This is a genomic window from Pusillibacter faecalis, assembly GCF_018408705.1.
Taxonomy (GTDB): Bacteria; Bacillota; Clostridia; order Oscillospirales; family Oscillospiraceae; genus Oscillibacter; species Oscillibacter faecalis.
Genome location: NZ_AP023421.1, coordinates 178,877 through 201,529 on the forward strand (window position 1 = coordinate 178,877; position 22,653 = coordinate 201,529).

At 53.3% G+C, this 22,653-nt stretch carries 26 protein-coding genes; 22 read left to right on the forward strand and 4 right to left on the reverse strand.

Annotation, left to right across the window (positions count from 1 at the left end; all coding sequences use genetic code 11):
- Nucleotides 1-131: 131 nt before the first annotated feature.
- The 3 genes from KJS55_RS15465 to KJS55_RS15475 all read right to left on the reverse strand — a co-directional run bounded on the left by KJS55_RS15465 (nt 132) and on the right by KJS55_RS15475 (nt 2,491).
- Nucleotides 132-899, reverse strand: coding sequence for an amino acid ABC transporter ATP-binding protein (locus KJS55_RS15465; RefSeq protein WP_213543793.1), 768 nt, complete (start codon nt 897-899; stop codon nt 132-134).
- Between the two features lie 11 nt (nt 900-910).
- Nucleotides 911-1,555, reverse strand: a complete 645-nt coding sequence (locus KJS55_RS15470) for an amino acid ABC transporter permease (RefSeq protein ID WP_187028513.1) — start codon at nt 1,553-1,555, stop codon at nt 911-913.
- A 78-nt stretch (nt 1,556-1,633) separates the two neighbouring features.
- Nucleotides 1,634-2,491, reverse strand: a complete 858-nt coding sequence (locus KJS55_RS15475) for a transporter substrate-binding domain-containing protein (RefSeq protein WP_213543794.1) — start codon at nt 2,489-2,491, stop codon at nt 1,634-1,636.
- A 212-nt stretch (nt 2,492-2,703) separates the two neighbouring features.
- Here KJS55_RS15475 and spoIVA point away from each other — a divergent pair, with 212 nt between their 5' ends.
- From spoIVA to KJS55_RS15545, 14 genes are all read left to right on the forward strand, one after another.
- The gene (gene spoIVA / locus KJS55_RS15480; protein WP_187028509.1) at nt 2,704-4,179 is read left to right on the forward strand and encodes a stage IV sporulation protein A; all 1,476 of its coding nucleotides are present in this window, start codon (nt 2,704-2,706) and stop codon (nt 4,177-4,179) included.
- Nucleotides 4,180-4,309: 130 nt separating this feature from the next.
- Nucleotides 4,310-5,224, forward strand: coding sequence for a stage III sporulation protein AA (locus KJS55_RS15485; RefSeq protein WP_213543795.1), 915 nt, complete (start codon nt 4,310-4,312; stop codon nt 5,222-5,224).
- Nucleotides 5,218-5,709 carry a stage III sporulation protein AB gene (locus KJS55_RS15490; protein WP_187028505.1) on the forward strand — a complete coding sequence of 164 codons (492 nt, stop codon included), beginning with the start codon at nt 5,218-5,220 and terminating at the stop codon, nt 5,707-5,709. Before KJS55_RS15485 ends, KJS55_RS15490 begins: the two co-directional genes overlap by 7 nt.
- A gap of 10 nt (nt 5,710-5,719) precedes the next feature.
- On the forward strand, nt 5,720-5,914 hold the full coding sequence (spoIIIAC, locus tag KJS55_RS15495; protein WP_187028503.1) for a stage III sporulation protein AC: 195 nt from the start codon (nt 5,720-5,722) through the stop codon (nt 5,912-5,914).
- A gap of 2 nt (nt 5,915-5,916) precedes the next feature.
- Nucleotides 5,917-6,306 carry a SpoIIIAC/SpoIIIAD family protein gene (locus KJS55_RS15500; RefSeq protein WP_187028501.1) on the forward strand — a complete coding sequence of 130 codons (390 nt, stop codon included), beginning with the start codon at nt 5,917-5,919 and terminating at the stop codon, nt 6,304-6,306.
- Nucleotides 6,303-7,376 carry a stage III sporulation protein AE gene (locus tag KJS55_RS15505; protein WP_187028499.1) on the forward strand — a complete coding sequence of 358 codons (1,074 nt, stop codon included), beginning with the start codon at nt 6,303-6,305 and terminating at the stop codon, nt 7,374-7,376. Before KJS55_RS15500 ends, KJS55_RS15505 begins: the two co-directional genes overlap by 4 nt.
- Complete coding sequence (locus KJS55_RS15510) at nt 7,373-7,852, forward strand: stage III sporulation protein AF (protein WP_213543796.1); 480 nt, start codon at nt 7,373-7,375, stop codon at nt 7,850-7,852. The genes KJS55_RS15505 and KJS55_RS15510 overlap by 4 nt, the downstream gene beginning before the upstream one ends.
- Complete coding sequence (locus KJS55_RS15515; RefSeq protein WP_187028495.1) at nt 7,836-8,336, forward strand: stage III sporulation protein AG; 501 nt, start codon at nt 7,836-7,838, stop codon at nt 8,334-8,336. Before KJS55_RS15510 ends, KJS55_RS15515 begins: the two co-directional genes overlap by 17 nt.
- Nucleotides 8,337-8,359: 23 nt before the next feature.
- Complete coding sequence (locus tag KJS55_RS15520) at nt 8,360-8,941, forward strand: SpoIIIAH-like family protein (protein ID WP_187028493.1); 582 nt, start codon at nt 8,360-8,362, stop codon at nt 8,939-8,941.
- A 90-nt stretch (nt 8,942-9,031) separates the two neighbouring features.
- On the forward strand, nt 9,032-9,409 hold the full coding sequence (locus tag KJS55_RS15525) for an Asp23/Gls24 family envelope stress response protein (protein ID WP_187028491.1): 378 nt from the start codon (nt 9,032-9,034) through the stop codon (nt 9,407-9,409).
- A 26-nt stretch (nt 9,410-9,435) separates the two neighbouring features.
- Nucleotides 9,436-9,888, forward strand: coding sequence for a transcription antitermination factor NusB (nusB, locus tag KJS55_RS15530; protein ID WP_213543797.1), 453 nt, complete (start codon nt 9,436-9,438; stop codon nt 9,886-9,888).
- 81 nt (nt 9,889-9,969) lie between these two features.
- Nucleotides 9,970-11,178 (forward strand): exodeoxyribonuclease VII large subunit, encoded by a 1,209-nt coding sequence (gene xseA / locus KJS55_RS15535; RefSeq protein WP_213543798.1) that lies wholly within the window; start codon nt 9,970-9,972, stop codon nt 11,176-11,178.
- A gap of 2 nt (nt 11,179-11,180) precedes the next feature.
- A complete protein-coding gene (gene xseB / locus KJS55_RS15540) occupies nt 11,181-11,417 on the forward strand; it encodes an exodeoxyribonuclease VII small subunit (RefSeq protein ID WP_187028484.1) in 237 nt (78 codons plus the stop codon).
- 3 nt (nt 11,418-11,420) lie between these two features.
- A complete protein-coding gene (locus tag KJS55_RS15545; RefSeq protein WP_228300585.1) occupies nt 11,421-12,308 on the forward strand; it encodes a polyprenyl synthetase family protein in 888 nt (295 codons plus the stop codon).
- Nucleotides 12,309-12,419: 111 nt separating this feature from the next.
- On the opposite strand, the gene KJS55_RS15550 is transcribed toward KJS55_RS15545, so the two are convergent.
- A complete protein-coding gene (locus KJS55_RS15550; RefSeq protein ID WP_187028482.1) occupies nt 12,420-13,205 on the reverse strand; it encodes a DeoR/GlpR family DNA-binding transcription regulator in 786 nt (261 codons plus the stop codon).
- 217 nt (nt 13,206-13,422) lie between these two features.
- On the opposite strand from KJS55_RS15550, the gene KJS55_RS15555 reads away from it, so the two are divergent.
- The 8 genes from KJS55_RS15555 to KJS55_RS15590 all read left to right on the forward strand — a co-directional run bounded on the left by KJS55_RS15555 (nt 13,423) and on the right by KJS55_RS15590 (nt 21,785).
- Nucleotides 13,423-14,751, forward strand: coding sequence for a thymidine phosphorylase (locus KJS55_RS15555; protein WP_213543799.1), 1,329 nt, complete (start codon nt 13,423-13,425; stop codon nt 14,749-14,751).
- A gap of 111 nt (nt 14,752-14,862) precedes the next feature.
- The gene (locus tag KJS55_RS15560; protein WP_187028478.1) at nt 14,863-15,657 is read left to right on the forward strand and encodes an SDR family NAD(P)-dependent oxidoreductase; all 795 of its coding nucleotides are present in this window, start codon (nt 14,863-14,865) and stop codon (nt 15,655-15,657) included.
- Between the two features lie 26 nt (nt 15,658-15,683).
- The gene (locus KJS55_RS15565) at nt 15,684-16,478 is read left to right on the forward strand and encodes an SDR family NAD(P)-dependent oxidoreductase (RefSeq protein ID WP_187028476.1); all 795 of its coding nucleotides are present in this window, start codon (nt 15,684-15,686) and stop codon (nt 16,476-16,478) included.
- A gap of 33 nt (nt 16,479-16,511) precedes the next feature.
- A complete protein-coding gene (locus KJS55_RS15570; RefSeq protein WP_213543800.1) occupies nt 16,512-17,603 on the forward strand; it encodes a BMP family ABC transporter substrate-binding protein in 1,092 nt (363 codons plus the stop codon).
- Between the two features lie 99 nt (nt 17,604-17,702).
- Nucleotides 17,703-19,235, forward strand: coding sequence for an ABC transporter ATP-binding protein (locus KJS55_RS15575; RefSeq protein WP_213543801.1), 1,533 nt, complete (start codon nt 17,703-17,705; stop codon nt 19,233-19,235).
- Entirely contained in the window at nt 19,232-20,335 is a 1,104-nt protein-coding gene (locus tag KJS55_RS15580) for an ABC transporter permease (protein WP_187028470.1), read from the forward strand. Before KJS55_RS15575 ends, KJS55_RS15580 begins: the two co-directional genes overlap by 4 nt.
- Nucleotides 20,336-21,289, forward strand: coding sequence for an ABC transporter permease (locus KJS55_RS15585; RefSeq protein ID WP_213543802.1), 954 nt, complete (start codon nt 20,336-20,338; stop codon nt 21,287-21,289).
- A complete protein-coding gene (locus KJS55_RS15590; RefSeq protein ID WP_187028466.1) occupies nt 21,264-21,785 on the forward strand; it encodes a cupin domain-containing protein in 522 nt (173 codons plus the stop codon). The genes KJS55_RS15585 and KJS55_RS15590 overlap by 26 nt, the downstream gene beginning before the upstream one ends.
- The last annotated feature ends 868 nt before the right edge of the window (nt 21,786-22,653 follow it).

A 22,653-nucleotide genomic window follows, 5' to 3' on the forward strand; every position in this document is an offset into this window, starting at 1 on the left:
CAAATGCAGGTATACATAAAGTTTTTGTGCATCATTTCCGGCTTTCCCCGCAAGGGGGCGCATTCTGTTTTTGATATGCGTTTGCATAGTAAAGAAAGAGAGCTGCTGCGTATTCCGCAGCAGCTCTCTGTTCAATTTTCCGCATATCGAGCCAGAAATTGGCGGGTTCGTTCCTCCTTGGGATGGTCAATGACTTCCCTCGGATCGCCTTGTTCCACAATTACGCCGCCATCCATGAAAATTACCTGATCCGCAACATCCCGGGCAAAGGACATCTCATGGGTAACGATGATCATGGTGGTTTTTTGCTCTGCCAAAGAGCGAATCACCTTCAGCACTTCGCCGGTGAGCTCCGGGTCCAGGGCCGAGGTAGGTTCGTCAAAGCACAGGATATCCGGATGCAGCGCCAAAGCCCGGGCAATGGCCACCCGCTGCTGCTGTCCGCCGGAGAGCTGGTGGGGATAGTGATCTGCTCGGTCGGCAAGGCCCATCTGGGCCAGCAGTTCCCGTCCGGCGGACTCAATGTCCCGGTGGCTCTCGCCGCCCCGCTCCTTGGCTTGCAGCTCCCGGGCCAGGGTCACATTTTTCAGAGCTGTGTACTGAGGAAAGAGGTTGAAGCTCTGGAACACCAGACCAAAATGGAGCCGTTTCTTACGAATCTCATTCTCCAGCTGAGTCTGAGGGTCCGCGGCGTTGAAGAGCAGCTCTCCGCCCACGGAAATGCTACCGTGATCGGGTTTTTCCAAGAAATTCAGGCAACGCAGCAAGGTGGTCTTGCCGCTGCCGGAGGAGCCGATGATGGAGAGTGCCTGCCCCTTCTCCAGGGAGAAGGAAATATCGGTCAATACCTGGGTCGCGCCAAAGCGCTTTTCGATATGCTGAACTTCCAACAATGCCATGGCGAATCTCCTTATACCCGAAAATAATCCAGCTTTTTCTCAGTGCGGCTTAGCGCCACGGTGACAATGCCGTTGAACACCAGAAAAAAGACACCGGCATAGAACAGGGGCCAGATCATGGCCTTGTTGCCAAATTCCTTGGCCATGGCAATGATTTCCTTCACCATGATGAAGTTGGCCAGAGAGGTATCCTTAATGAGTGTGATGACCTCGTTGCCCATAGGCGGCACAATGCGCTTGATCACCTGCAGGAGTGTAACCTTGAAAAAGATCTGAGACTTCGTCATGCCAAGCACTTGACCTGCTTCCCGCTGTCCTAGGGGAACCCCCTGGATGCCACCCCGGAAAATCTCGGAAAAGTATGCCGCGTAATTTAAAACGAAGGCCAGACAGGCCGCTGTCATCCGGGAGAGCATGTGGCCGGGATTCAGAAAACCGGGCAGATAGTAGACGATGGCCAGTTGTAACATCAGGGGCGTGGAGCGCATGAGGTATACATACAGCTTGGAAAGGGCGCTGACAGGCCGAATCCGGCTCATGGTGCCAAAGGACAGCAGCAGCCCCAGCGGCAGCGCCAGCAGCAGCGTGACGATAAAAATTTGGCAGTTGAGCAGAAAGCTCTTCCCCAGCATCAGATTGACGGTTTGGAAATCCATATCTCTTCTCCATACAGACAAAGGCAGGGCAGAAAGGAGATGCCTCCTCTCTGCGCCTGCGTATTGTGAATGCGATGATTACTGGTTGGCCAGCAGCAGCTCGGCAAGGCCGTATTTCTCAGCCAAAGTGTTCAGGGTACCGTCGTCGATTAGAGCTTGGATGGCAGCGTTCACTTTCTCGGCGGCGGTAGAATCCTTCCGGAAACCGATACCGTACTCCTCCACGGACAGCTGCAGATCGGGGATCACCGTCAGATCGGCGTAGTCGCCCTGACCCACCATGGCGTTGGCCAGTACAAAGTCCATGACCGCTGCATCAGCGGCACCGGTCTTGACCTCCAGCAGAGCGTCGGTCTGCTTGGTAACGGAGACATAGGTGGCCTGGGAGAGATTCTCATCCTCGGAGATGGCGGTCTCACCGGCGGAGCCGGCCTCAGCCTCTACGGTCTTGCCAACCAGATCTGCGGTGGTTGTATAGGTGTCGGCGTTGTCGGCCCGGATGACCACGACCTGGTAATTTTTAATGTAGGGGTCAGAAATGGTCAGGGCTTCCTCCAGCTCCGGCGTAATGGTCATGCCATTCCAGATGCAGTCGATGTTCTTGGACTCCAGCTCCATAACCTTACTGTCCCAGTTGATCTCCACGAACTCTGGTTCCACTCCCAGTTTTTCGCACACAGCGGTGGCAAACTCAGTTTCAAACCCCACAAACTCGCCATTGTCGTCCATATAGTTCATGGGTTCAAAATAGGTAAAGCCGATCTTCATGCTCCCATTGCCTTGAATATAAGCAAAGTCGTCATCGGCGGAAGGTTCCGCGGTGTCTTGACCGGCAGTGTCGCCAGAATCCTCATCCGTACTGCCGGTATCGCTGCCACAAGCGGCCAGGGATAATGTCATCATAGCTGCCAGCAGCAGTGCAAGTATTTTTTTCATATTCCATCCTCCAAAATCCGGGCGTCTTGCCCTTATTTAATACATTAGTAGTTTATCATGCTAAACCAAAAATGTAAATGCGGGAAAGGAATGAAGAGTGTAGAAAGAGAGATGCTGTTTTTGTGTGGTTTTTACAAAGAAAGACGGGCCGTCATACTTTGAAGGACTCGGACATAGAGTTGGAACAAGATCGGAAAAAGGACGGGATGAGTATGAACACCACGATCTATCAGAATATTGCAACCCGCACTGCGGGCGATATCTACATCGGCGTTGTGGGTCCGGTGCGCACCGGAAAATCCACATTCATCAAGCGGTTTATGGAGACTCAGGTGATCCCCAACATTGAAAATGTCTACCGCAAGGAACGAGCCCGGGATGAACTGCCGCAAAGCGGGTCTGGAAGGACCATCATGACAGCGGAGCCCAAATTTGTTCCCGAGGAGGCGGCGCAGATTCAGCTGGAGGGCGGCGCAGCCTTTTCCGTACGGCTGATTGACTGTGTGGGCTATATGGTGCGGGGTGCCATCGGACAGTATGAGGACGACGTGCCCAGAATGGTCACAACGCCCTGGTTTGACCATGAGATCCCCATGACGGAGGCGGCGGAGGTGGGGACCCGCAAGGTGATCGCTGAACACTCTACCATCGGCATCGTCATCACCACCGATGGAACCATTGCGGATATCCCGCGCGAGGACTATCTGGAAGCAGAGGAGCGGGTGATCCGGGAGCTCCAGGAGCTTGGAAAGCCTTTCATTGTCCTATTGAACTCAGCGGACCCGAAAGGAGATCGCGCCCAAGCCATTACCCGGGACATCATCTCCCGCTATGAGGTCAACTGCGTATCGGTCAACTGTCTGGAACTGGATGAAAGCGACGTGGCGGAAATCTTAAAGGCAGTTTTGTACGAGTTTCCCATGCAGGAACTGGATTTGTTCCTCCCGCCTTGGGTGGATGCCCTGCCGTCGGAGCATCCCCTCAAAGCTGGTCTCTATGATGCGATCCGGCAGGCCACTGTTCAGCTGCACCACATCCGGGAGGTGGAAGGCGTCATCTCCACCCTGGGGACCTGTGAAAACATCAGCGAGGCAAAGATCACGGCGATTGACCTTGGAACGGGCATTGCCTCAGCGGATCTGAGGCTTCCAAGAGAGCTCTTCTATCACACACTCTCTGAACAGTCCGGCTTCCAGATCAGTGATGACGGTGATCTGATGAGTCTGCTGACCCGTCTGGCGGCGGTCAAGGCGGAGTACGACAAGGTGGCCGGGGCACTGCAGGATGTGCGGGAAAAGGGATATGGTATTGTGGTGCCCGGTATTGACGAGCTCAAGCTGGAAGAGCCGGAGATCATGAAACAGGGCGGACGCTACGGCGTGCGGCTCAAGGCCAGCGCACCCAGCATCCACATGATCCGCGCGGATATTGAGAGCGCCGTCTCTCCCATCGTGGGCAATGAGAAGCAGTCCGAGGACATGGTGAACTATCTGCTGCAGGAATTTGAGGGTGACACCAGTAAAATTTGGCAGTCCAATATTTTTGGACGCAGCTTCCATGAGTTGGTCAGCGACGACCTGCAAACCAAGCTTAAGCGCATGCCGGAGGATGCACAGAAAAAGCTCCAGGAAACACTTACCCGCATCATCAATGAGGGAAGCGGCGGGTTAATCTGCATTATTTTGTAATTTCTGAACCCCGGAGGCTGTAGTACGCGCTGCGTACTACAGCCCTTTTTTTGAGAAATTCATTCTCTCCGGCATATCCTGGGACGAGCCATCATAGATTGGAGTAACAAAAGAAAGGGGGAGCGTACCCTTGCAAAAGGATTTGAATTTCACACGCTATGAGGAGGCAGCGGCTATTTTGCCACTGCGCCTGCGAAAGCTGGCTCTGGCCTTGCCGGAGCAGCAAAAGGAGGAGGCGGAAGAATTCCGCCTCCGGGCCGGACAGCCCATGACTGTGCTGCTTCCAAGCGGAGAGGTGTCTTTGGAGGCAGAAGTGGAGCCGGAGGAGTTGGAAACACTCTGCGACCTAGCTACAGAGTTCTCTCGCTATGCGGCCGCAGAGACGCTGAAGGAGGGATACCTCTCGGTTCGGGGAGGGTTCCGCATAGGACTGTGCGGCACGGCGGTGATGAAAGAGGGCTCCAACACAAATCTGAAGCAATTTTCCTCCGCGGCAGTCCGTATTGCCCGAGAGCGGCGGGGAATTGCGGACGAGCTGCTTGCGCAACTCTTTCGCAGCGGAGAAATGGAGAGTACCCTGATTCTCTCTCCGCCGGGAGGCGGGAAGACGACCCTGCTGCGGGATTTAGTGCGGGGAGTGTCGGAGGGAGTTTCCCCCCATGGCCCTCGGAGGGTCGCACTCATTGACGAGCGGGGAGAGGTGGCTGTGATGTACCTCGGAAAGCCACAGATGGACGTGGGGCCGCACACGGATGTACTGGACGCATGCCCCAAGGCCCTGGGCATCCCTATTGTTCTGCGGGCAATGAATCCGCAGGTGATTGCCATGGATGAGATCACTGTAAAAGAGGATTTAAAAGCCGTGTCCCTGGCGGCGGGGTGCGGGGTGCGGATGCTGGCTACCATTCATGCCGGCAGCGTGGAGGAACTGCAGGAAAAGCCCCTGTACCGATCGCTGCTGGAGGATCAGATTTTCCGTTTGGCGATATGTATCAGCCGGGCGGGAGGTGAGCGGGTCTACCGCGTGGAGGAACTGCCATGCTGAGTCTCTTCGGTAGCCTTTTGATTTTGAGCGGCGGCCTTCTTGCCTGGCAGTGCCACCATGCGGATCGCCAACGGCGGAGAGATACGCTGAACGATTGTGTGACTGCCCTGGAGCATATGAGCGAGGAAATCCGCATGGCCAGGACGCCGCTTCCTCAGCTGATGGAAAAACTGGCACGGGACTGCCGTCCGGATGCTGCTGCACTTTTTCAGAAGGCGGCAAAAGCTGCCCGCCAGGGAGAGGCTCTGTCGGTGGTCTGGAAGCGTGGAGTAGAGACGTTGCCGCTGGATTCCAAGGATCAGGAGACGCTGATGGGGCTGGACCTCACCGGAGATGAGGAGAATTTGCGTAAAGGAATTTCCCTTGCTGTACATCGGCTGCAAAGCACAGCGGAGGAATGGGAGCGGCGGCGTCCGGATGAGGAAAAGCGGGCAGCGGCACTTTATTTTTCCGCGGCGGCACTGCTGGTCATTTTACTGATATGAGGGACAAGGCATGGATGTGGATCTGATTTTTAAGATCGCCGCCATTGGCATTCTGGTGGCGGTATTGAACCAGCTGCTGGTGCGTTCCGGCCGGGAGGAACAGGCTATGATGACTACTTTGGCAGGGTTGGTTGTGGTGTTGATGATGATGGTACAGGAGATCAGCGACCTCTTCAACCTCATCAAGACGCTGTTTCAGTTTTAAGTATGGAGCAGGTCTTCCAGGTGACGGCTCTTTGCCTGGTCGGTGCACTGCTGGCCGTGGTAGTGCGGCGGGGAAGTCCGGAAATGGCCCTGCTGTTGGCGCTGGGAGCTGTGGTAGTGGTTCTGTTGTCCCTGGCTGGAACTGTGGAGGAACTACTATCATTTTTCAATGAGCTGGGAGAGCGGAGCGGCATCTCTCAGCAGCTGCTGATCCCACTCTATAAAACAGTGGGAATCGCCCTGGTTGTAAAGGTGGGGGGAGAGCTGTGCAGGGACGCAGGGGAATCCGCCTTGGCGGCGGTGGTAGAGACTGCAGGGGCCGCCTGTGCATTGCTGGCGGCGCTGCCACTGCTGCGAGCCGTTCTGTCGCTGCTGTTGGAGTTCATCGAATGAAAAGACTCATTTTGTTAGTGGGACTGCTGATGCTTTTGACCTTGGATGTATATGCAACTGAGCTGCCGGATGATTTGAAGGATGCACTGCCGGAGAGTGCAGAAGAACTGATGAAGGATGAGAAAAATTTGGATTTTTCCGATGCGGATGGACTCACAGAGGGCATTGCCCTGATTCTGAAGCATCTCCAGAATCAATTTGGAGATATTCTGCGCCAGCGGCTTCAGGGTGCAGTGTCAGTCTTGCTGGTGGTGGTACTCTGTGCTGCGCTGGAGAACACTGGCGGAAAACAACCGTTATTTTTGTCCATGGCAGGTGCACTGTCGATCACGGTACTGACAGCGGGAAGCCTGGATATGTTGATTGGTCTGGGTGCAGAGACGATCCAAGAGCTGAACCTGTTTTCCAAAGCATTGCTTCCCACCCTGGCGGCAGCCACGGCGGCTTCTGGGGCTATCACGACAGCCACCTTCCAGCAGGTGAGTACAGTGTTTTTCGCAGACCTGCTGATGAACCTGATCAACGGTCTTTTAATGCCGATGGTCTATCTTTACATCGGAGCGATGACAGCAGGCGCATGTATGTCGGAAAGCCGTCTGTGGACCATCGCGGAGGGGTTGAAAAAAGCGATTACATGGATTTTGACCAGCTCTCTGTTACTTTTTACAGTGTATCTCTCTGTGGTACGGGTCATTTCCGGCGCTGTGGACGGAACGACCGTGAAGGTAGCAAAAACGGCTATTTCAGGCGTGGTGCCTGTGGTGGGCGGTATTATCGCTGAGGCATCGGAAACAGTGCTCTTGGGTGCCGGCATGCTGCGAAATACCATCGGTATTTTTGGGATGTTAGCCATTCTAGCGGCCTGCGCATATCCCTTTTTGCAGCTTGGCATTCAATACCTGTTGTACAAGCTGACAGCATTTCTGGCAGGTACCCTGGGTACCCCAGGGCTTTGCAAGCTGGTGGATGGACTGGGAGGCGCCTTTGGTCTGGTGCTGGGAATGACCGGTGGCTGCGCGTTGCTTTTGCTGATCTCGGTCTATTCCTCTGTAGCGGCGGTGATGCCATGATGCACGCGATTCAGGAGTGGCTTGCCGCGGTTGTGGTAGTCGCCATGCTGCTCTCCGTGGTCCAGGTGCTCATTCCAGAGGGGCCCATCCGGAAAATCGCCTCTTTCACCGGAGGGTTGATTCTGATGGTAACTCTGCTGTGCCCAGTACTGGGCATGGATTTGAGCCGTTTGGAGCTGCGGCTGCATACCTATGAAGCGGCTATCCAGGACCGGCAGCAAGAACTAGAGGAAAACGGAAAAACAGAGTTGGCAAAACTCATAGAGGAGCGGACAGCCGCATATATATCGGACAAAGCGAACACGCTGGGGCTTGTTGTGACGGCGAAGGTGCGTGCTGAGTCCGGAGATGGCGGCGTGCCGGTGCCTTGGTCGGCGGAACTTGTCGGACCAAGGAGCGAGGCTCTGGCCGTGTACATAGAGGATGAGCTGGGAATTCCGCGGGGGAGGCAGACTTGGAATGAAGTGGAAAACTGAAGGAGTGCAAAAGCTATGGGACAGGTACAAATACGCGGTTTTCGTAGTGCTGATCGGCGCAGGGCTGCTGCTATGGCCGAGTGGGAAGACGCAGACCCTCGAGCCCGAAAGGACGGAGGAGACTCGGGATATTCAAACGGAGATGGAGAGTATTCTCGGCGCCATCAGTGGTGTCGGTCAGGTGCGGGTGATGCTGACGCTGGACACCGATGGAGAGCGTCAACTGGCTCAGGACACCGAGTTGACGTACAGCGGAGATACACTGGCCCCCTCGGACTATTCCAGGCAATCCGAGACGGTTTTGGTGGACGCCGGGTCCAGAGACGAAGTGGTTGTGACCCAGCTCCTCTATCCAACATATCGCGGGGCATTGGTGGTGTGTCAGGGAGGGGACCAGGCACAGGTGAAGCTGGCGGTGACGGAGGCAGTATCGGCGCTGACCGGACTTTCCGCAGACCGCATCACAGTGGCAAAATGGCAGTAATTATCTGGAGGAGGAAGAGACCCATGAGCACAAGATGGAAGCGAAACACGGTGGTGGCTACAATGGCGGTTTTGGTGTGTGCAGCGGTGGCGTTAAACTGGCGATATTCTGGAGAAACAGCCGTACAGGGCGGCCAGGACTCTGACACAAAAATTTTGGGAGAGGCAACCCTGGTCTCCGGACAGGACGGCGAACAGGAAGGCAGCGAGGAAAACAGCAGTCTGCCGGATGAAACAGGGGTCTACACCGGATCAGATTACTTTGCCTCCGCACGGCTGACCCGGCAGCAGGCGAGGGACAATGCCATCTCTCTTCTTCAGGAGGCCGCAGCCCAGGAGGGCGCGGATACGGCTACGGCCAATGAGGCCAGCGAGGGCATCCAGGTGCTGGCTTCTTATACCCTGAAAGAGGCACAGATTGAGAATCTAGTCACCGCCAAGGGATATACAGACTGTGTGGCCTTTATGGGAGACGAGAGCATCAGTGTGGTGGTAGCCACGCAGACAGGGGAATTGACAGCGGAGGATGTGGCGAAAATCACGGATATCGCCATGGCGGAAACTGGGCTTGCTGCCAGCGGGATCAAGATCATGGCAGCAAATTAGCTGTTGTATTTTCCTGGATGACATGGTATAATAACACTCTAAAAACCTGGACGTTTACTAAGGATGAACAAATTAAGGAGAATCAAGATCATGGCCGAAAGCAAGGAATATATGACTCAGCCAGAGGAAAACGGAAGCATCAACATCTCAGAGGAAGTTATTGCCGCCATCGCTGTGGGAGCTGTCCGCGAGGTGGAGGGCGTGTCCGGCATGATGACCAATTTGGGTGGCAGCGTCACAGACCTGATGAGCAATAAAAAAAATGCGCAAAAGGGTGTCCGCGGCGTAAAGATTGATATGACAGGCACGGCTCTGGTGCTGGACCTGTACCTGACCGTGCGGTACGGAACCGCGATCCATGAGGTGGCGGAAAACGCACAAAAAGCAGTCAGCTCCGCAGTAGAGGCTATGACAGGCTGTCCGGTAGGGGCCGTCAACATCCATGTGGGCGGCGTGACGTTAGACTAAGATAGAGAAAAGGACGTAACAAGTATATGCTGCGGAATACTGCACGAGAAATTGCAATCCACCTCTCGTACGAATTGAGTTTCAACAATACTCCGATTGACACGCTACTGGACCAACGGTTGACGGCAGAGACTTTTTCTGCCTTGGCCGAGGAGGATCCCATCTATGCGGAGGCTCCCAACGCCAAACAGGCGGCGTATATCCGCCGCTTGGTCAAGGGGGTGGACGATCATGCCGCGGAGCTGGACAGCTATATTTCCAAATATGCTAAGGGCTGGAACTTTGACCGAATTCCTTTAGTGGCATCTGCGATCATGCGGGTCGCTATGTACGAGGTCTTGTACATGCCGGATATTCCAAACAGCGCCGCGATCAACGAGGCGGTGGAGATTGCCAAAAAATATGAGACACCGGAGACGGTGAAGTTTATCAACGGTATTCTGGGCAGCTTTGCACGGCAAGAGGTCTCTGAGTCTTAAATGAAAAAGCGGAGCAGGGCGGTATAGTTGCCGCTTGTCAGCTCTGCTTTTTTCTTTAACTGCGCCAAACAGGGAGGGGCCATGGAACAACATATATTCGGTGTTACTGAGGTGAACCATTTGGTGAAACTGCTGCTGGACAGTGAGCCCATGCTGCAGAACATCTCAGTGCGGGGGGAACTGTCCAACTATAAAATCTATCCCTCAGGGCATCACTACTTTTCACTCAAGGACCCGGAGGGGGCCCTTCGATGCGTCATGTTCAAAAGCGCGGCGATGCGGCTCCGTTTTCGCCCGGAAAACGGCATGCGGGTGGTTGTGACAGGGCGGGTGAGCGTATTTCCCCGGGATGGGGCCTATCAGCTCTATTGCAATACACTCACGCCGGAGGGCGTAGGCGATCTGGCAGTGGCCTTTGAACAGTTAAAGGCCGAGCTCTATAGTGAAGGACTCTTTGATCCGGCCCATAAAAAACCGCTGCCCCTCTTTCCTGAGCGAATTGCCGTTGTCACCTCAGCGGCGGGAGCCGCCATTCACGATATGCTCCGGATTTTGCGGCGGCGCTATCCGATGGCTAAAGTGATTCTCCTTCCAGTCCGGGTGCAGGGAGCAGAGGCTCCGCCGGAGATTGCGGGAGCCATCCGATATGCAGACCGCTGGAAAATCGGGGATGTGATTATCACCGGCCGGGGCGGTGGCTCCATGGAGGACCTATGGGCGTTCAACGACGAGCGGGTTGCCAGGGCCATTTATCATTGTGAGACACCGGTTATTTCCGCTGTGGGGCATGAGCCGGACGTTACAATCTCGGATTTCGTGGCGGACGCCAGAGCCTCTACGCCGTCCAATGCGGCGGAGATCGCCGTCCCGGATCAGATGGATCTTCGCCGCCGCCTTCAAGATGTTGGCGAGCGGCTGGCCCAGAGTGAGACAGCCCGGCTGGATGCTCTGCGTCAAAGGCTGGATTCTCTGGCGAAAAAACGGGTACTGACGGATCATCTTGCCTATGTGGAGGACAGGCGGATGGAACTGCTCCATGTCCAGCAGAGGCTTGGCGACCTCTCCGGCGCATGGGTTGGGCGCAGGCGGGAACAGTTTTCCGCGCTGGCGGCAGCATTGGACGCCATGAGTCCCTTGAAGGTCCTGAGCCGTGGCTATGCTATAGTCCAAGATAAGGCCGGCCGGCTGGTGAAAACTTACCAGGATGCGGCTGTTGGTGACCAGATCAACATTACTTTGGGAGAGGGCGGCTTTACCTGTACGGTGGACAAGCCCTGGAAGGAGGTATAGCCATGAGCGGAAAAAAGATGACCTTTGAACAACAACTAGGCCGGCTGGAAGAAATTGTGGCGGCGCTGGAGAAAGGGGATGTCCCACTAGCGGACTCCCTGGCTCTGTTTGAGGAGGGAACAAAGCTGATTGCCGGTTGCACCAGGCAGCTGGACCAGGCGGAGCAGCAGGTGGTCAAACTGATGAAAGGTGCAGAGGGAAAGCCGGAGGAACTGCCCTTTGAAGAAGCGGAGGTGTGAGACGTGGGTTTTGTACAAGAGATGGAGCAGGCCCGCAGGATGGTTGAGGCGAGGCTGCTGGAATTTTTTATAGATGAGGGGTTGCAAACGGCCATGCGGTACAGTCTTCTGGCCGGAGGGAAGCGTATCCGGCCTGTCCTTGCCATGAAATTCTGCGAGGCGGCGGGAGGGACCATGGAGGAGGCGCTGGATTTTGGCTGCGGCGTGGAGATGCTGCACACCTATTCCCTGATCCATGATGACCTGCCCTGCATGGATAATGATGACCTCCGCCGGGGCAAGCCCACCTGCCACAAGGTATATGGAGAGTGTGTGGCGACTCTGGCGGGAGATGCGCTCCAAGCAGCTGCCTTCCAGACGGTGCTGACAGCCGGAGGAAACTGGCACCACGACGGCGCCGCGAGAGCCGCCTGCATCCTGGCAGAAGCTGCTGGTGTACAGGGCATGTGTGGCGGACAGTATTGGGACACATTGGGAGATGGGCAGCCTCATACCGAGGCAGAGTTGACAGCGATCAATGACAAAAAGACCGGGGCACTGTTGCGGGCAGCCTGCATGATGGGCGTGATCGCCGCATCCAGTCATCGGGTGGTGGAAGACAACTGCATCGTTGCCGCCAGAGATTACGCCACCAATCTGGGATTGGCCTTTCAAATCCGGGATGACATGCTGGACGTGATTGGCAATGCAGCGGAGTTTGGTAAGCCCATCGGCTCTGACGTTTCTAATGAGAAGTCCACCTATGTGACACTTCTGGGGCTTGAAACATGTGAACACCGGGTGTTGGATTATACGCAAAAAGCCAAAGATGCGCTGGAAAGCGGGGCTTGGAGGGGCAGTACGGAGTTTCTCCAGAAGCTGGCAGATAGCTTGGCGCAACGGATGAACTGAATCTCCTTAAAGCTTGTCGGTTGTGTCGTAAAAAAGAAGGCAGACGAATTTTCGTCTGCCTTCTTTTTTGCTGAAAGCGCCGCCCCTCACGGCAGTGTTTGGAGCAGGATATCACCGCGCCACAATCAGCGTAATCCCCTGCTGCTGAAATTGAGTGATCTGATCCTCTGTCACGCCATTGTCTGTCACAACCACATCAATTTTAGAAGTTGGCAGAAACATTCTGCCCGCATGCTTTCCAATCTTGGAGCTGTCCACCATCACGACACATCGATCCGTATGATTCAAAAAAGCCACCTTGGAATCGACAGACTCAAAGTCCAGATTACTCAGTCCATGCTCAAAATCAAATGCGTTTGCAGATATAAACACGATATCGTAATGAAAGCAGGAGATAGAACGGCAGGTATCGGCTCCCTCTGTAGAGTTTTGGGCCAAATATACAGAGCCGCCAGCCAAAAACAGCTTTAGACTTGGGTGCTGGCAGAGGTATGCTGGAATGAACAGATTGTTTGTAACCACGGTTAAATGTTCCTTCTGTGACAAGAGCTTGCCAAGCTCCAGAACCGTCGTGCTGGAATCCAGGCCAATAACGCTTCCGGACGGAATAAGATCCAAGGCTGCACGGGCAATGGCCGTCTTTTCAAGATGGTGGGCGGAATAGCGCTGGAATAAGGCAACATCAAAGGAAGGGTCCTCATTGAGCGCATAATGCCCTGCACTGGTCCGCAAAACCATTTTTTCGTTCAGCAGATAGTTGAGGTCCCGCCGCACTGTAACGGTGGACACTTGGAGATATTGAGCCAGCTCTTCCACGGTGACACTGGAATGATTGTGCATGTACTCCAGCGTGCGGTTATTGCGCTGCTCAATCTCCGACAAAGAAGTTCGGGCCATGTAAAAACACCTCTCCATAGTGATAAAATACTGTCAGATTTTAATTTATAATCATTAACTATAAACTTCTTTTCAAAAAAAGTCTAGTCTTTTTGAAAAAAATATAAAAAAACATGTTGACAAACGACTGTATTTGTAATATATATGAGAAAAAGAACGTATAAAAGAGAAAATAATCATTTATTAACAAGAAGTGGTTTCTTTTACGGGGGACGATATGCGTATTTATGATGTGATCGAAAAAAAGGCCGCCCACCACGAGCTGACAAAGGAAGAACTGCAGTTCTTCGTAGAGGGGCTTTGCAGCGGAAAGGTGCCGGATTATCAGGCCGCGGCACTGATTATGGCGATGTTTCTGAACGGAATGTCGGACCAGGAAACTGCGGATCTGACCGCTGTGATGGCAGACTCCGGGGAACATATTGATCTATCTGGAATTGATGGAGTCAAGGTAGACAAGCACAGCACTGGTGGCATCGGAGACAAGACAACCTTGATTATCGGTCCCATCATTGCTGCCTGCGGTGGGAAGATGGCAAAAATGTCCGGCCGCGGCTTGGGTTGTACAGGAGGCACCATTGATAAGCTGGAGTCGATTCCAGGCTTTCAAACTTCATTAACCCAGGAGCAGTTCATTCACAATGTCAATGCGATTGGAATGGCGGTCACCGGGCAGACAGCCAATGTTGCCCCTGCTGACAAGAAAATTTACGCCCTGCGGGATGTTACCGCCACCGTGGCCAGCATTCCTCTGATTGCCAGCAGCATTATGAGCAAAAAGTTGGCTTCCGGAGCGGACAAACTGGTTCTTGATGTCAAAATGGGCAGCGGTGCGTTTGTTAAGGATTTGGATGGGGCCAAAAAGCTTGCGGAGATGATGGTTCGGATCGGGGAGATGAATGGCCGGGAAACGGTTGCGGTCATTACCAATATGAACCGTCCGCTTGGAAAGCGGGTCGGAAATCTTTTGGAGGTCCAGGAGGCGGAACAGACGTTGCAGGGAAGGGGACCTGAGGATTTGACCGAGGTCTGCCTCTGTCTTGCGGCGCAGATGCTTTCACTAGCAGGAAAAGGTTCTTACCAGGCATGCTATGAAATGGCCGAGGCTACCTTGAAAAATGGCGCAGCACAGGCGGCATTTCAGTCCTTCATCCAGGCACAGGGGGGCGCGTATGACGTAATCGCCCATCCAGAGCGCTATTATGAAAAGCCTGCGGAGCGAACCATTCATGCCAAGCAGTCAGGGTATCTGCAAATCTTATCCGCAGAAGAGATTGGCCGGGCATCTATGATGCTGGGGGCTGGTCGTGAGACAAAGGACTCCCGGTTGGATTATACGGCCGGAATTGTGTTCCACAAGAATATCGGAGACGCCGTCGATCATGGCGAAGCGCTGTGCACGTTGTACGCACAGGATTCCAGCAGATTCCAAGAGGCGGCCGCAGTGCTGGCGGGAACGGTCACAGTTACTGGACGCCAGCTGAAGCCAGAGCCGTTAATTTTTATCAAAATGGAAGGGCATCCATCTTGTGTCGGAATGCGGTAAGGCTCAAAATCAGCTCCGCTTTCTAAAATATGGTTTTGGTCCGGCCATTACCGAAACCTTGTAATACCAGCAGAAGAGTGGCCAATTTTAAAGTGGGCTTCGGAGGAAGTTATGGAAGAAAATATTGTTTGCAAAGCGATTGATTACACCGGGAAAAATGTGGTAGTCACAGGGGCTGCACAAGGCGCAGGCGCGGGCATTGCTACAAGATTTGCCCAGGCAGGCGCTAACGTGGCAATTACCTATCATCGAAATCAAGACGCTGCGGCGGCAAAAGTGGCGGAGCTGACCTCAATGGGTGTAAAGGCTGAAGCCTTTTGCATGGACCAGCGGGAAGTCGATACCATTGGAGGCGTTATGGACAGTATTGTGCGCTCCTTTGGCGGAATTGATGTGATTGTCAACAATGCGGGTATCTATCCGCACCAAAACAACCTGGATATGACCTGTGAGGAATGGGACGATATGCAAAGCAGCAACACTCGCGGCGTGTTCTTTGTGTGTCAGGCCGCCGCGAAGGTGATGAAGGAGCAGCAAAACGGAGGGGCCATCATCAATGTCTCCTCCATCAATGCAACCTGTCCCAGTGATACTCTGGTGCATTACGGCACGTCCAAGGCAGCTGTGGAATTTCTGACAAAAGGTCTAGCACATGATTGGGGCAAGTATGGAATCCGTGTGAACTGTATTGCACCAGGGCTGATCGACGCACCCATGCTGGATCAGTGGGTTCCCGGTTGGCGAGAGAGCTATTGTGAGCGTGCGCCGCTGGGCCGCCTGGTATCGCCGGAGGACCTTGGAAATGCGGCGATCTTCCTGGGATCACCGCTGGCAAGCTTCATTACAGGGCAGATTCTGACAGTTGACGGCGGCGTTCTAATGGCACCCGCCTTTAACTGGAATTAAATTTGAAACAGGAGGAGGCATAAGTAATGTCCATATCCATGAAAGACCGTGTTGTATACATCTCCGGCGGCTCCTGCATGATGGCCAGAGGAACCGCGACGGCATTTTTAGAGGAGGGGGCCAGCGTGGTACTGGGAGACCTGAGGCAGGATTTGCTGGATGAGGCAAAAGCAGACCTGGTTCAAAAAGGCTTTTTATCGGAAAAAATTTCCACCACGCAAATGAACCTAACGGACCTGGCAACCGTGAAGACAACCTTTGACGATGCAGAAAAGGCATTTGGAAAGGTAGATATTTTAGTCAATATTGCTGGCGTCATTATTGGTTATTATAAGCTTGACGATATGCGGGAAGAGGATTGGGATTTGACGTTCAACGTCAACGTGAAGGGACTTATGGAAATGAGCCGAGAATTTGTCAAGCGGCTCAAAGCCCGCAATGCTGGAGGCAGCATTGTGAATGTCGCCTCCAATGCCGCGAAAGTTTGTTTTGCGGATATGGCCGATTACAACGCCTCCAAAGCCGCCGTTATGAACCTGACACAGAGCATGGCCCTGGAGTGGGCTCCTTATGGAATCAATGTCAACGCAGTTTGTCCGGGTGCTGTCGACACAGCCATGCTCCGCAAGTGCATGGAGGAGTCCATCCGGCTCTACGGAGGCGATATGGAGGAAATGCGCAAGACCTGGGGACCGCCTCAGCTGGGCCGTTTGATCCAGCCCTATGAGGTTGGCCGTGTGATCCGTTTTCTTGCAAGCGAGGATGCTGTCATTATTCGCGGACAGGCCATCAGCGTTGATGCTGGAAATACCCGCTTTTAAACGGGGAAATATATGTTTATGGGAGGTACAAGTATGAAGAAGTGGATGTCTATGCTATTAGCTGCTGGGATGGCGCTTTCGCTGCTCACTGCATGCGGCGGGAATACCGGAGACAGTAGCACCGCGGACGGAACATCAGATGCTTCTGGGGAGGAAGCGCCTAAAATTGTTCTGATTTCCAATCAGAAGTCTGGCGATCTCGGCCCCGTGGACGCGATGTTTGAGGGGGCAGCCAGAGCGGAGGCTGATTTTGGCGTCACAGTCAAGACCATGGAGGTCACTGACGCAGCCTCCTATGAGGAGGAAATCCGCGCCATGGGCAAAGAGGGCTATGACCTGATTCTAACCACGTTCTCGCCCATGACAGAGGCGACCAAGGCTGTAGCGGCAGATTATCCCGACGTCAAGTTCGCGGCGATTTTCCAGAACATCAATGTAGACGGCGAAACCTATGCAAATGTGTGGGATACAGAATACCGCGGTGAGGAGTGCACGTACGTTACTGGCGCGATTGCCGCAACGCTGAGCGAATCCGGCGTTCTGGGCTATATCAGCGGCGATGAGGCCAGCGGCGTCTGTGAGGCCGCCAGCGGCTTTATGCAGGGAGCTCTCTCCGTAAATCCGGATGTCGATGTAAAATTCATGTCCGTTAACAGCTACGAGGACCCCGCTAAGGCGAAGGAGATCGCCAACGCCATGATTGCTGAAGGGGTAGACGCTATCCAGACGGATGCTGGCAACAGTCAGATCGGCGTCATTGAGGCGGCAAATAAGGCTGGCATTTATGTATCCGGCGATGTCAGTGACAACTCCGCCCTTTGCCCCAATGGCTTCTACGCCTATATGGGCATTGACTTTGGCGAGAATGTCTATCAGGCTATCAAGTATTTTGTGGAAGATAGCTTCCCCGGCGGAGAGCATGGCTACATGAACATTGCCAGCGGCACCTATTATGTGGATCTGACGCTTCTGGACGCCTTGGCTGAGGCTCTTCCTGAAAAGGCGGAGACCATTGCCGCCGCTCGGGAAGTGGGCGAAAAAGCCATTGAGGCCATCCAGAACGGTGAGATTGAGGTTGTCCACGACATTGAGCCGCCCTCCATGGATCGCGTGAGAAATTATTGATCTACCATTTATAGAGAGATGTAGTGCTGTGGGTGTCGGACGCAGGCGGGGCTGTCTGCCTGCATCCGACACCATTTTATAGAAAAGCGGAGTTATGCGATGAATGCTGTTGAAATGATTGATATCGTCAAGGAATATCCGGGAGTACTCGCCAACGATCATGTCACACTGGTGGTTCGGGAAGGCGAAATCCACGGATTGGTTGGCGAAAACGGCGCGGGCAAATCCACGATTATGAACCAGCTGTATGGCATGCAAAGGCCAACCTCCGGTACGATCAAGGTATTTGGAAACGAGGTTCAGATTCATTCGCCAAAGGACGCCATTGCATTGGGAATCGGAATGGTTCATCAGCATTTTATGCTGGCACCGTCCCTCTCGGTGATTCAGAATATGATTATGGGAAAGGCCCCGATGAGCGGCCCCTTCATTGATTTAAAAACTGCAAAAGCCAAGGTCCGTGAAATCCTGGAGCGATACTCCTTCCAGCTGGACTTGGATGCCAAGGTCTATCAGCTCTCTATCGGACAGATGCAGCGCGTGGAAATCGTAAAGGCACTGTACCGTGGGGCAAAGATTCTGATTCTTGACGAACCTACGGCCGTTCTAACCCCGCAGGAGGTGGAGGAGCTGATTCAGATGATGAAGCGGCTCAAGGCGCAGGGCTGTTCCATCATCATCATTACCCACAAGCTCAAGGAGGTAATGGCGGCGACTGATACGGTCACAATCATGCGAAAAGGCGTGGTGACAGGTGTTGTAGAGACAGCGAAAACCAATGAGAGAGCACTTGCCAATTTGATGGTCGGCCGCGAAGTGAATCTGCGGATTCCCAAGGCCGATACATCTGCCTATACAGAAAAAGTCCTCCGGGTCCGCCGCCTGAATGTCTACAATGAACGAGGGCAAAAGGCTGTCAACCAAGTTTCCTTTTCAGTTAGAAAGGGCGAAATTTTAGGTGTCTGCGGGGTAGAGGGAAACGGTCAGTCCGAGCTTGTAAACGCATTGACAGGTCTTGTCCCCGTAGCTAGTGGGTCCATCCAGATTTACGACCAGGAGTTGAGCCGCGCACCTGTCCGTATGCGCCGGAAGAGCAAAATGTCCCACATTCCGGAGGACCGCATTGCTGTGGGTGGAGCCAAGAGCTGCAGTATCATGGAAAACATCATGCTGGATCGTTACTATGAAAAGCAGTACTGCAGAGGAGGTATTTTGAAGCAGGACGAGATGCGCAGACATGCCGAGCAGTTGATCTCAGAGTTTGCCATTAAAGTCCCTAATTCAGAGTATGCCCTTGGAACCCTCTCTGGAGGCAACATGCAAAAGGTGATCTTGGCGCGGGAGATGGACGCTGATCCAGAACTTTTAATCGCGGCCCAGCCGACACGAGGCGTTGACATTGGAGCGATTGAATATATCCGCAAACAACTGGTCGCTCTGCGGGACAGCGGAAAGGCCATCCTCCTGATCTCAGCAGAACTAGAAGAGATCATGACGCTCTCTGACCGCATTGTGGTGATGTATGAGGGTGAGATCGTTGGCTCCTTCCGTCCGGAGGAGACTACGGAGGAGGAGCTGGGACTTTATATGGCTGGCTCCAGAAACATGACATTAGATGAGGATGCGCTATGAACGTCAGTCAAGTTTTCAGCAAATTGGTCAGCAGCCAAAAAGCATCTTCAGCGGGCAGGACCTTATTGAGACAGATTGTGCTTATCATGGTCGCTCTGCTGCTGACAAGCCTGTTTCTGCTGGTCACAGGCTATGACCCCTGGATTGTATTCAAGGCAATTTATAAAAGCATCAGCACAGATATCGGCGGGACGGTCCGATGGATGATACCCTATGGCATGATGGGGCTGGCAGTTGCGCTGACATTTCGGATGAATCTCTTTAATATGGGCGTTGACGGCCAGCTCTATTTGGGTGCTATCGGTGCCACTTACATCTCCATGCAGCTGGGTGATGCGCCACGGCCAGTGGCGATTCTGGCAACTATTGCGTTTGCCGTTATTGCGGGAGCCTTGTTCGCCATTCTTCCGGCATTGTTGAAAATTAAGCTCAAGTGTGATGAGGTAGTCGTCACCATTCTCCTGAACTATATTGCCTATTATTTTACAGACTATCTGGTATTGGGACCTATGCTGGGTGACGGCACACTGGCCAATGCACGTTCCACCAATTATATCCCGGAAAATACCTGGCTGACAAACCTCTCCTGGTTAGGAGATTCCAATGCAAATACAGGCCTTTATATCATGCTGGCACTGCTGATCGGCATGGCTTTTATCTTCTACAAAACACGCTTTGGATATGAGCTGAAACTCTGTGGCGCCAACCCCAATTTTGCACAATATGGCGGAATCCGTTCTGGAAGAGTGATTCTTGCCGCGATGATTCTCAGCGGCGCCATTGCTGGAGCTGCGGGAGCGATTGAGGTCATGGGGGTGCACCACCGCTTTCCGATCCGATTTAGCAATTCCATGGGAAATGATGGGGTTGTTATTGCGCTGCTTGCCAGCAATAATCCGTTTGGAATTCTCCTGACATCCTTTTTCTTTGCAGCACTAAAAAACGGTTCCAATATTATGCAGAGAATTGCCGATATTCCCAGTTCCCTGATTGATGTGGTGCGTGGAATCATCATCTTTACCATCAGTGCCCATTTTAGCTTTGGATGGCTGAGAGAGGTATACAGGAAGAGACAGGGCACGCGAAAGGAGGGGGGCTGAGTGGATATTGCCTCTATAAACGACATGGTAGCTGCGTCCGTCCGTATCGCAACTCCTGTAACCCTGGCGGCTCTGGGTGGTGTTTTCTGTCAAAAGGCAGGAATTTTCAACATCGGACTGGAGGGGATGATGCTGATGGGCTCCTTTGCGGTGATTTGCGGAGAAATCGCCTTTGGCGGGAGTATTGTGGCCGGATTAGCTTTTGCCGCTCTGGCGGGTATGCTGATGTCTTTGCTGTTTGCACTGGCTGTATTGAAGCTGGAGGCCAATAAAATCATTACAGGCATTGGCATCAATCTTTTAAGCGTTGGCTTAACCTCCTTTTTACTCAGAGCGATTTATCATACACAAGGAACCCTGCGCGCTGACGTCATGGGAAAGCTCCCAAACATTGAAATTCCTATCATTCAGAATATTCCCATTCTTGGCGGAATTTTTGGCGAGCAAAACCTTTTGACCTATTTTGCGTTTGTCATGGTTATTCTGACAGCACTGCTTCTCTATAAAACGCCGTTTGGCGTGGCTGCCTGCGCAATTGGGGAATTGCCAGAATGTGTGGAGAGTGGAGGAATCAAGCCCAATAAAGTTGCCTTGTTTGCGATTCTCTGGTCAGGGATGCTCTGTGGGATTGCCGGCACCTATCTCTCCACAGTTTCTGTCTCTGGCTTTACGGAAGATATGGTGCAGGGCCGCGGCTTCACTGCATTTTCTGCTCTGATTTTTGGGAACGGAAATCCGTTTATTACCTGGGCAGTCAGTATCCTCTTTGGATTTGCCGATGCGCTGGGAATTCGTGTAGAGCTTAACAGCAGTGCATTCCCATCATCCATTATTAAAATGTTCCCCTACATTCTCTCCATCATTGCGCTGGCCAGCAGCTGCTATGTGCGAGAGGTGTCCAGAAAAAAACGGCATGGAGAATCACACAATGAATCTAACACCAGAACAAATTAAAGAGAGATTCCACATGGTGCCCCTGGACCGCGAAGGCGGCGTATTCTGCCAAACGTATATCAGCGACGAGGTGCTGCCGGAAGCAGTGATTCCCGGTAGAAAAGGGGATCACACACTCTGTTCTGCGATTTTGTACCTTATCAGTGGCGCATGTTTTTCCAGAATGCACCGCTTACCTACGGAGGAGATTTTTCACTTTTATCTGGGAGACCCGGTGGAAATGCTGCAGCTCTATCCAGATGGAACCGGAAAAGTGGTCCGAATGGGGCAGGATATTCTGCATGGTGAGGAGCTCCAGCTGACGGTGCCGAGAGGCACCTGGCAGGGAACTCGGCTGGTCCCTGGCGGCCAATGGGCGCTGTTGGGCACTTCCATGGCTCCTGGAATGGAATTTCACGACTATGAGGATGGAGATCAGGAGCTTTTGATCAAACAGTATCCTCAGTTCCGGGACCTTTTGGAGCATCTTGCAGGAGGCCCTATCTACGAATCATAGCACGCTATTGGAGCAGTTGCCCCCGTCTGAATGAAGCAGACGGGGGTATTTTTTGCCGCAGGGCCGGTAATGGATCATGATTTTGGGAAAAAGAATAATATACATATGTGAAAAAAATTTGCAGTTTGTATATGCAGAATATATTGTATATTGATTCGATTCGTGGTATACTGAATAACGCTGATCGGCGGCGCAGTATTCTAGTCAGATCTGCCGTTTCCTAGGGAGGGCCTAAAAATCCTCTGAAGGGCATATCGATGAAACCTCTGGTGCTTGCTTGATACGCCCAGTTTTGGGTGGGTGCTGGGGGGAAGCGCTTTCTGCGCTTGCGAACTCAGGGCGATTTCCAATGGCATGGATAACCCGACCCTGTTTTCGTGGAGACCTGTTCTTGTGCATAGACGTACTCCCACTGTGGTATTTTCGGCCTGTGTACGAAACAGATTGTGAACCTGCAATGCGGTGCATCGGTCCGTTGGGGCCGTAACGCTGTGTGTAGATGTAGCCTGCCTTGCGTGGGGTGGGTGAATGGAGGAACTACGCGGCGGCGCTCTGGCCAGAGCCTTTCCGCGATCGCCTCCTGAAACCCGGTCTGCAAAAGAGGCTAAAGAAACGGACGGACTGCGGTGGAAATCACCTAGGCTGTCTTCGTGGGGCAAAAAAGGGATTGCAGTGCGGACTAAGTGGCAGTCGGGCAGCGTGTTCGGCAACGGCGTGCCGCGGCACCGAAGGGGAAACCGCCTCCATCGGCAACGAGAGGTGTGTCGTGGGGAAAACCAGCCCGTACCTAAGCCGTAAGATTTACCTTTTTTGCTGCCGCCGACTCAGCAAGTGTATCTCTTCATAACCGTATTTTACGGAGGTTGCA

Excerpts from the sequence above, each read along its gene's own strand:
- xseA (WP_213543798.1), top strand. The coding sequence starts at position 9,970 with ATGGAACAACATATATTCGGTGTTACTGAGGTGAACCATTTGGTGAAA.
- nusB (WP_213543797.1), top strand. The coding sequence starts at position 9,436 with ATGCTGCGGAATACTGCACGAGAAATTGCAATCCACCTCTCGTACGAA.
- KJS55_RS15465 (WP_213543793.1), bottom strand. The coding sequence starts at position 899 with ATGGCATTGTTGGAAGTTCAGCATATCGAAAAGCGCTTTGGCGCGACC.
- KJS55_RS15560 (WP_187028478.1), top strand. The coding sequence starts at position 14,863 with ATGGAAGAAAATATTGTTTGCAAAGCGATTGATTACACCGGGAAAAAT.
- KJS55_RS15525 (WP_187028491.1), top strand. The coding sequence starts at position 9,032 with ATGGCCGAAAGCAAGGAATATATGACTCAGCCAGAGGAAAACGGAAGC.
- xseB (WP_187028484.1), top strand. The coding sequence starts at position 11,181 with ATGAGCGGAAAAAAGATGACCTTTGAACAACAACTAGGCCGGCTGGAA.
- KJS55_RS15565 (WP_187028476.1), top strand. The coding sequence starts at position 15,684 with ATGTCCATATCCATGAAAGACCGTGTTGTATACATCTCCGGCGGCTCC.
- KJS55_RS15515 (WP_187028495.1), top strand. The coding sequence starts at position 7,836 with ATGAAGTGGAAAACTGAAGGAGTGCAAAAGCTATGGGACAGGTACAAA.
- KJS55_RS15470 (WP_187028513.1), bottom strand. The coding sequence starts at position 1,555 with ATGGATTTCCAAACCGTCAATCTGATGCTGGGGAAGAGCTTTCTGCTC.
- KJS55_RS15555 (WP_213543799.1), top strand. The coding sequence starts at position 13,423 with ATGCGTATTTATGATGTGATCGAAAAAAAGGCCGCCCACCACGAGCTG.
- KJS55_RS15500 (WP_187028501.1), top strand. The coding sequence starts at position 5,917 with ATGGAGCAGGTCTTCCAGGTGACGGCTCTTTGCCTGGTCGGTGCACTG.
- KJS55_RS15505 (WP_187028499.1), top strand. The coding sequence starts at position 6,303 with ATGAAAAGACTCATTTTGTTAGTGGGACTGCTGATGCTTTTGACCTTG.
- spoIIIAC (WP_187028503.1), top strand. The coding sequence starts at position 5,720 with ATGGATGTGGATCTGATTTTTAAGATCGCCGCCATTGGCATTCTGGTG.
- KJS55_RS15575 (WP_213543801.1), top strand. The coding sequence starts at position 17,703 with ATGAATGCTGTTGAAATGATTGATATCGTCAAGGAATATCCGGGAGTA.
- KJS55_RS15510 (WP_213543796.1), top strand. The coding sequence starts at position 7,373 with ATGATGCACGCGATTCAGGAGTGGCTTGCCGCGGTTGTGGTAGTCGCC.
- KJS55_RS15570 (WP_213543800.1), top strand. The coding sequence starts at position 16,512 with ATGAAGAAGTGGATGTCTATGCTATTAGCTGCTGGGATGGCGCTTTCG.
- KJS55_RS15520 (WP_187028493.1), top strand. The coding sequence starts at position 8,360 with ATGAGCACAAGATGGAAGCGAAACACGGTGGTGGCTACAATGGCGGTT.
- spoIVA (WP_187028509.1), top strand. The coding sequence starts at position 2,704 with ATGAACACCACGATCTATCAGAATATTGCAACCCGCACTGCGGGCGAT.
- KJS55_RS15475 (WP_213543794.1), bottom strand. The coding sequence starts at position 2,491 with ATGAAAAAAATACTTGCACTGCTGCTGGCAGCTATGATGACATTATCC.
- KJS55_RS15590 (WP_187028466.1), top strand. The coding sequence starts at position 21,264 with ATGAATCTAACACCAGAACAAATTAAAGAGAGATTCCACATGGTGCCC.
- KJS55_RS15490 (WP_187028505.1), top strand. The coding sequence starts at position 5,218 with ATGCTGAGTCTCTTCGGTAGCCTTTTGATTTTGAGCGGCGGCCTTCTT.
- KJS55_RS15550 (WP_187028482.1), bottom strand. The coding sequence starts at position 13,205 with ATGGCCCGAACTTCTTTGTCGGAGATTGAGCAGCGCAATAACCGCACG.
- KJS55_RS15580 (WP_187028470.1), top strand. The coding sequence starts at position 19,232 with ATGAACGTCAGTCAAGTTTTCAGCAAATTGGTCAGCAGCCAAAAAGCA.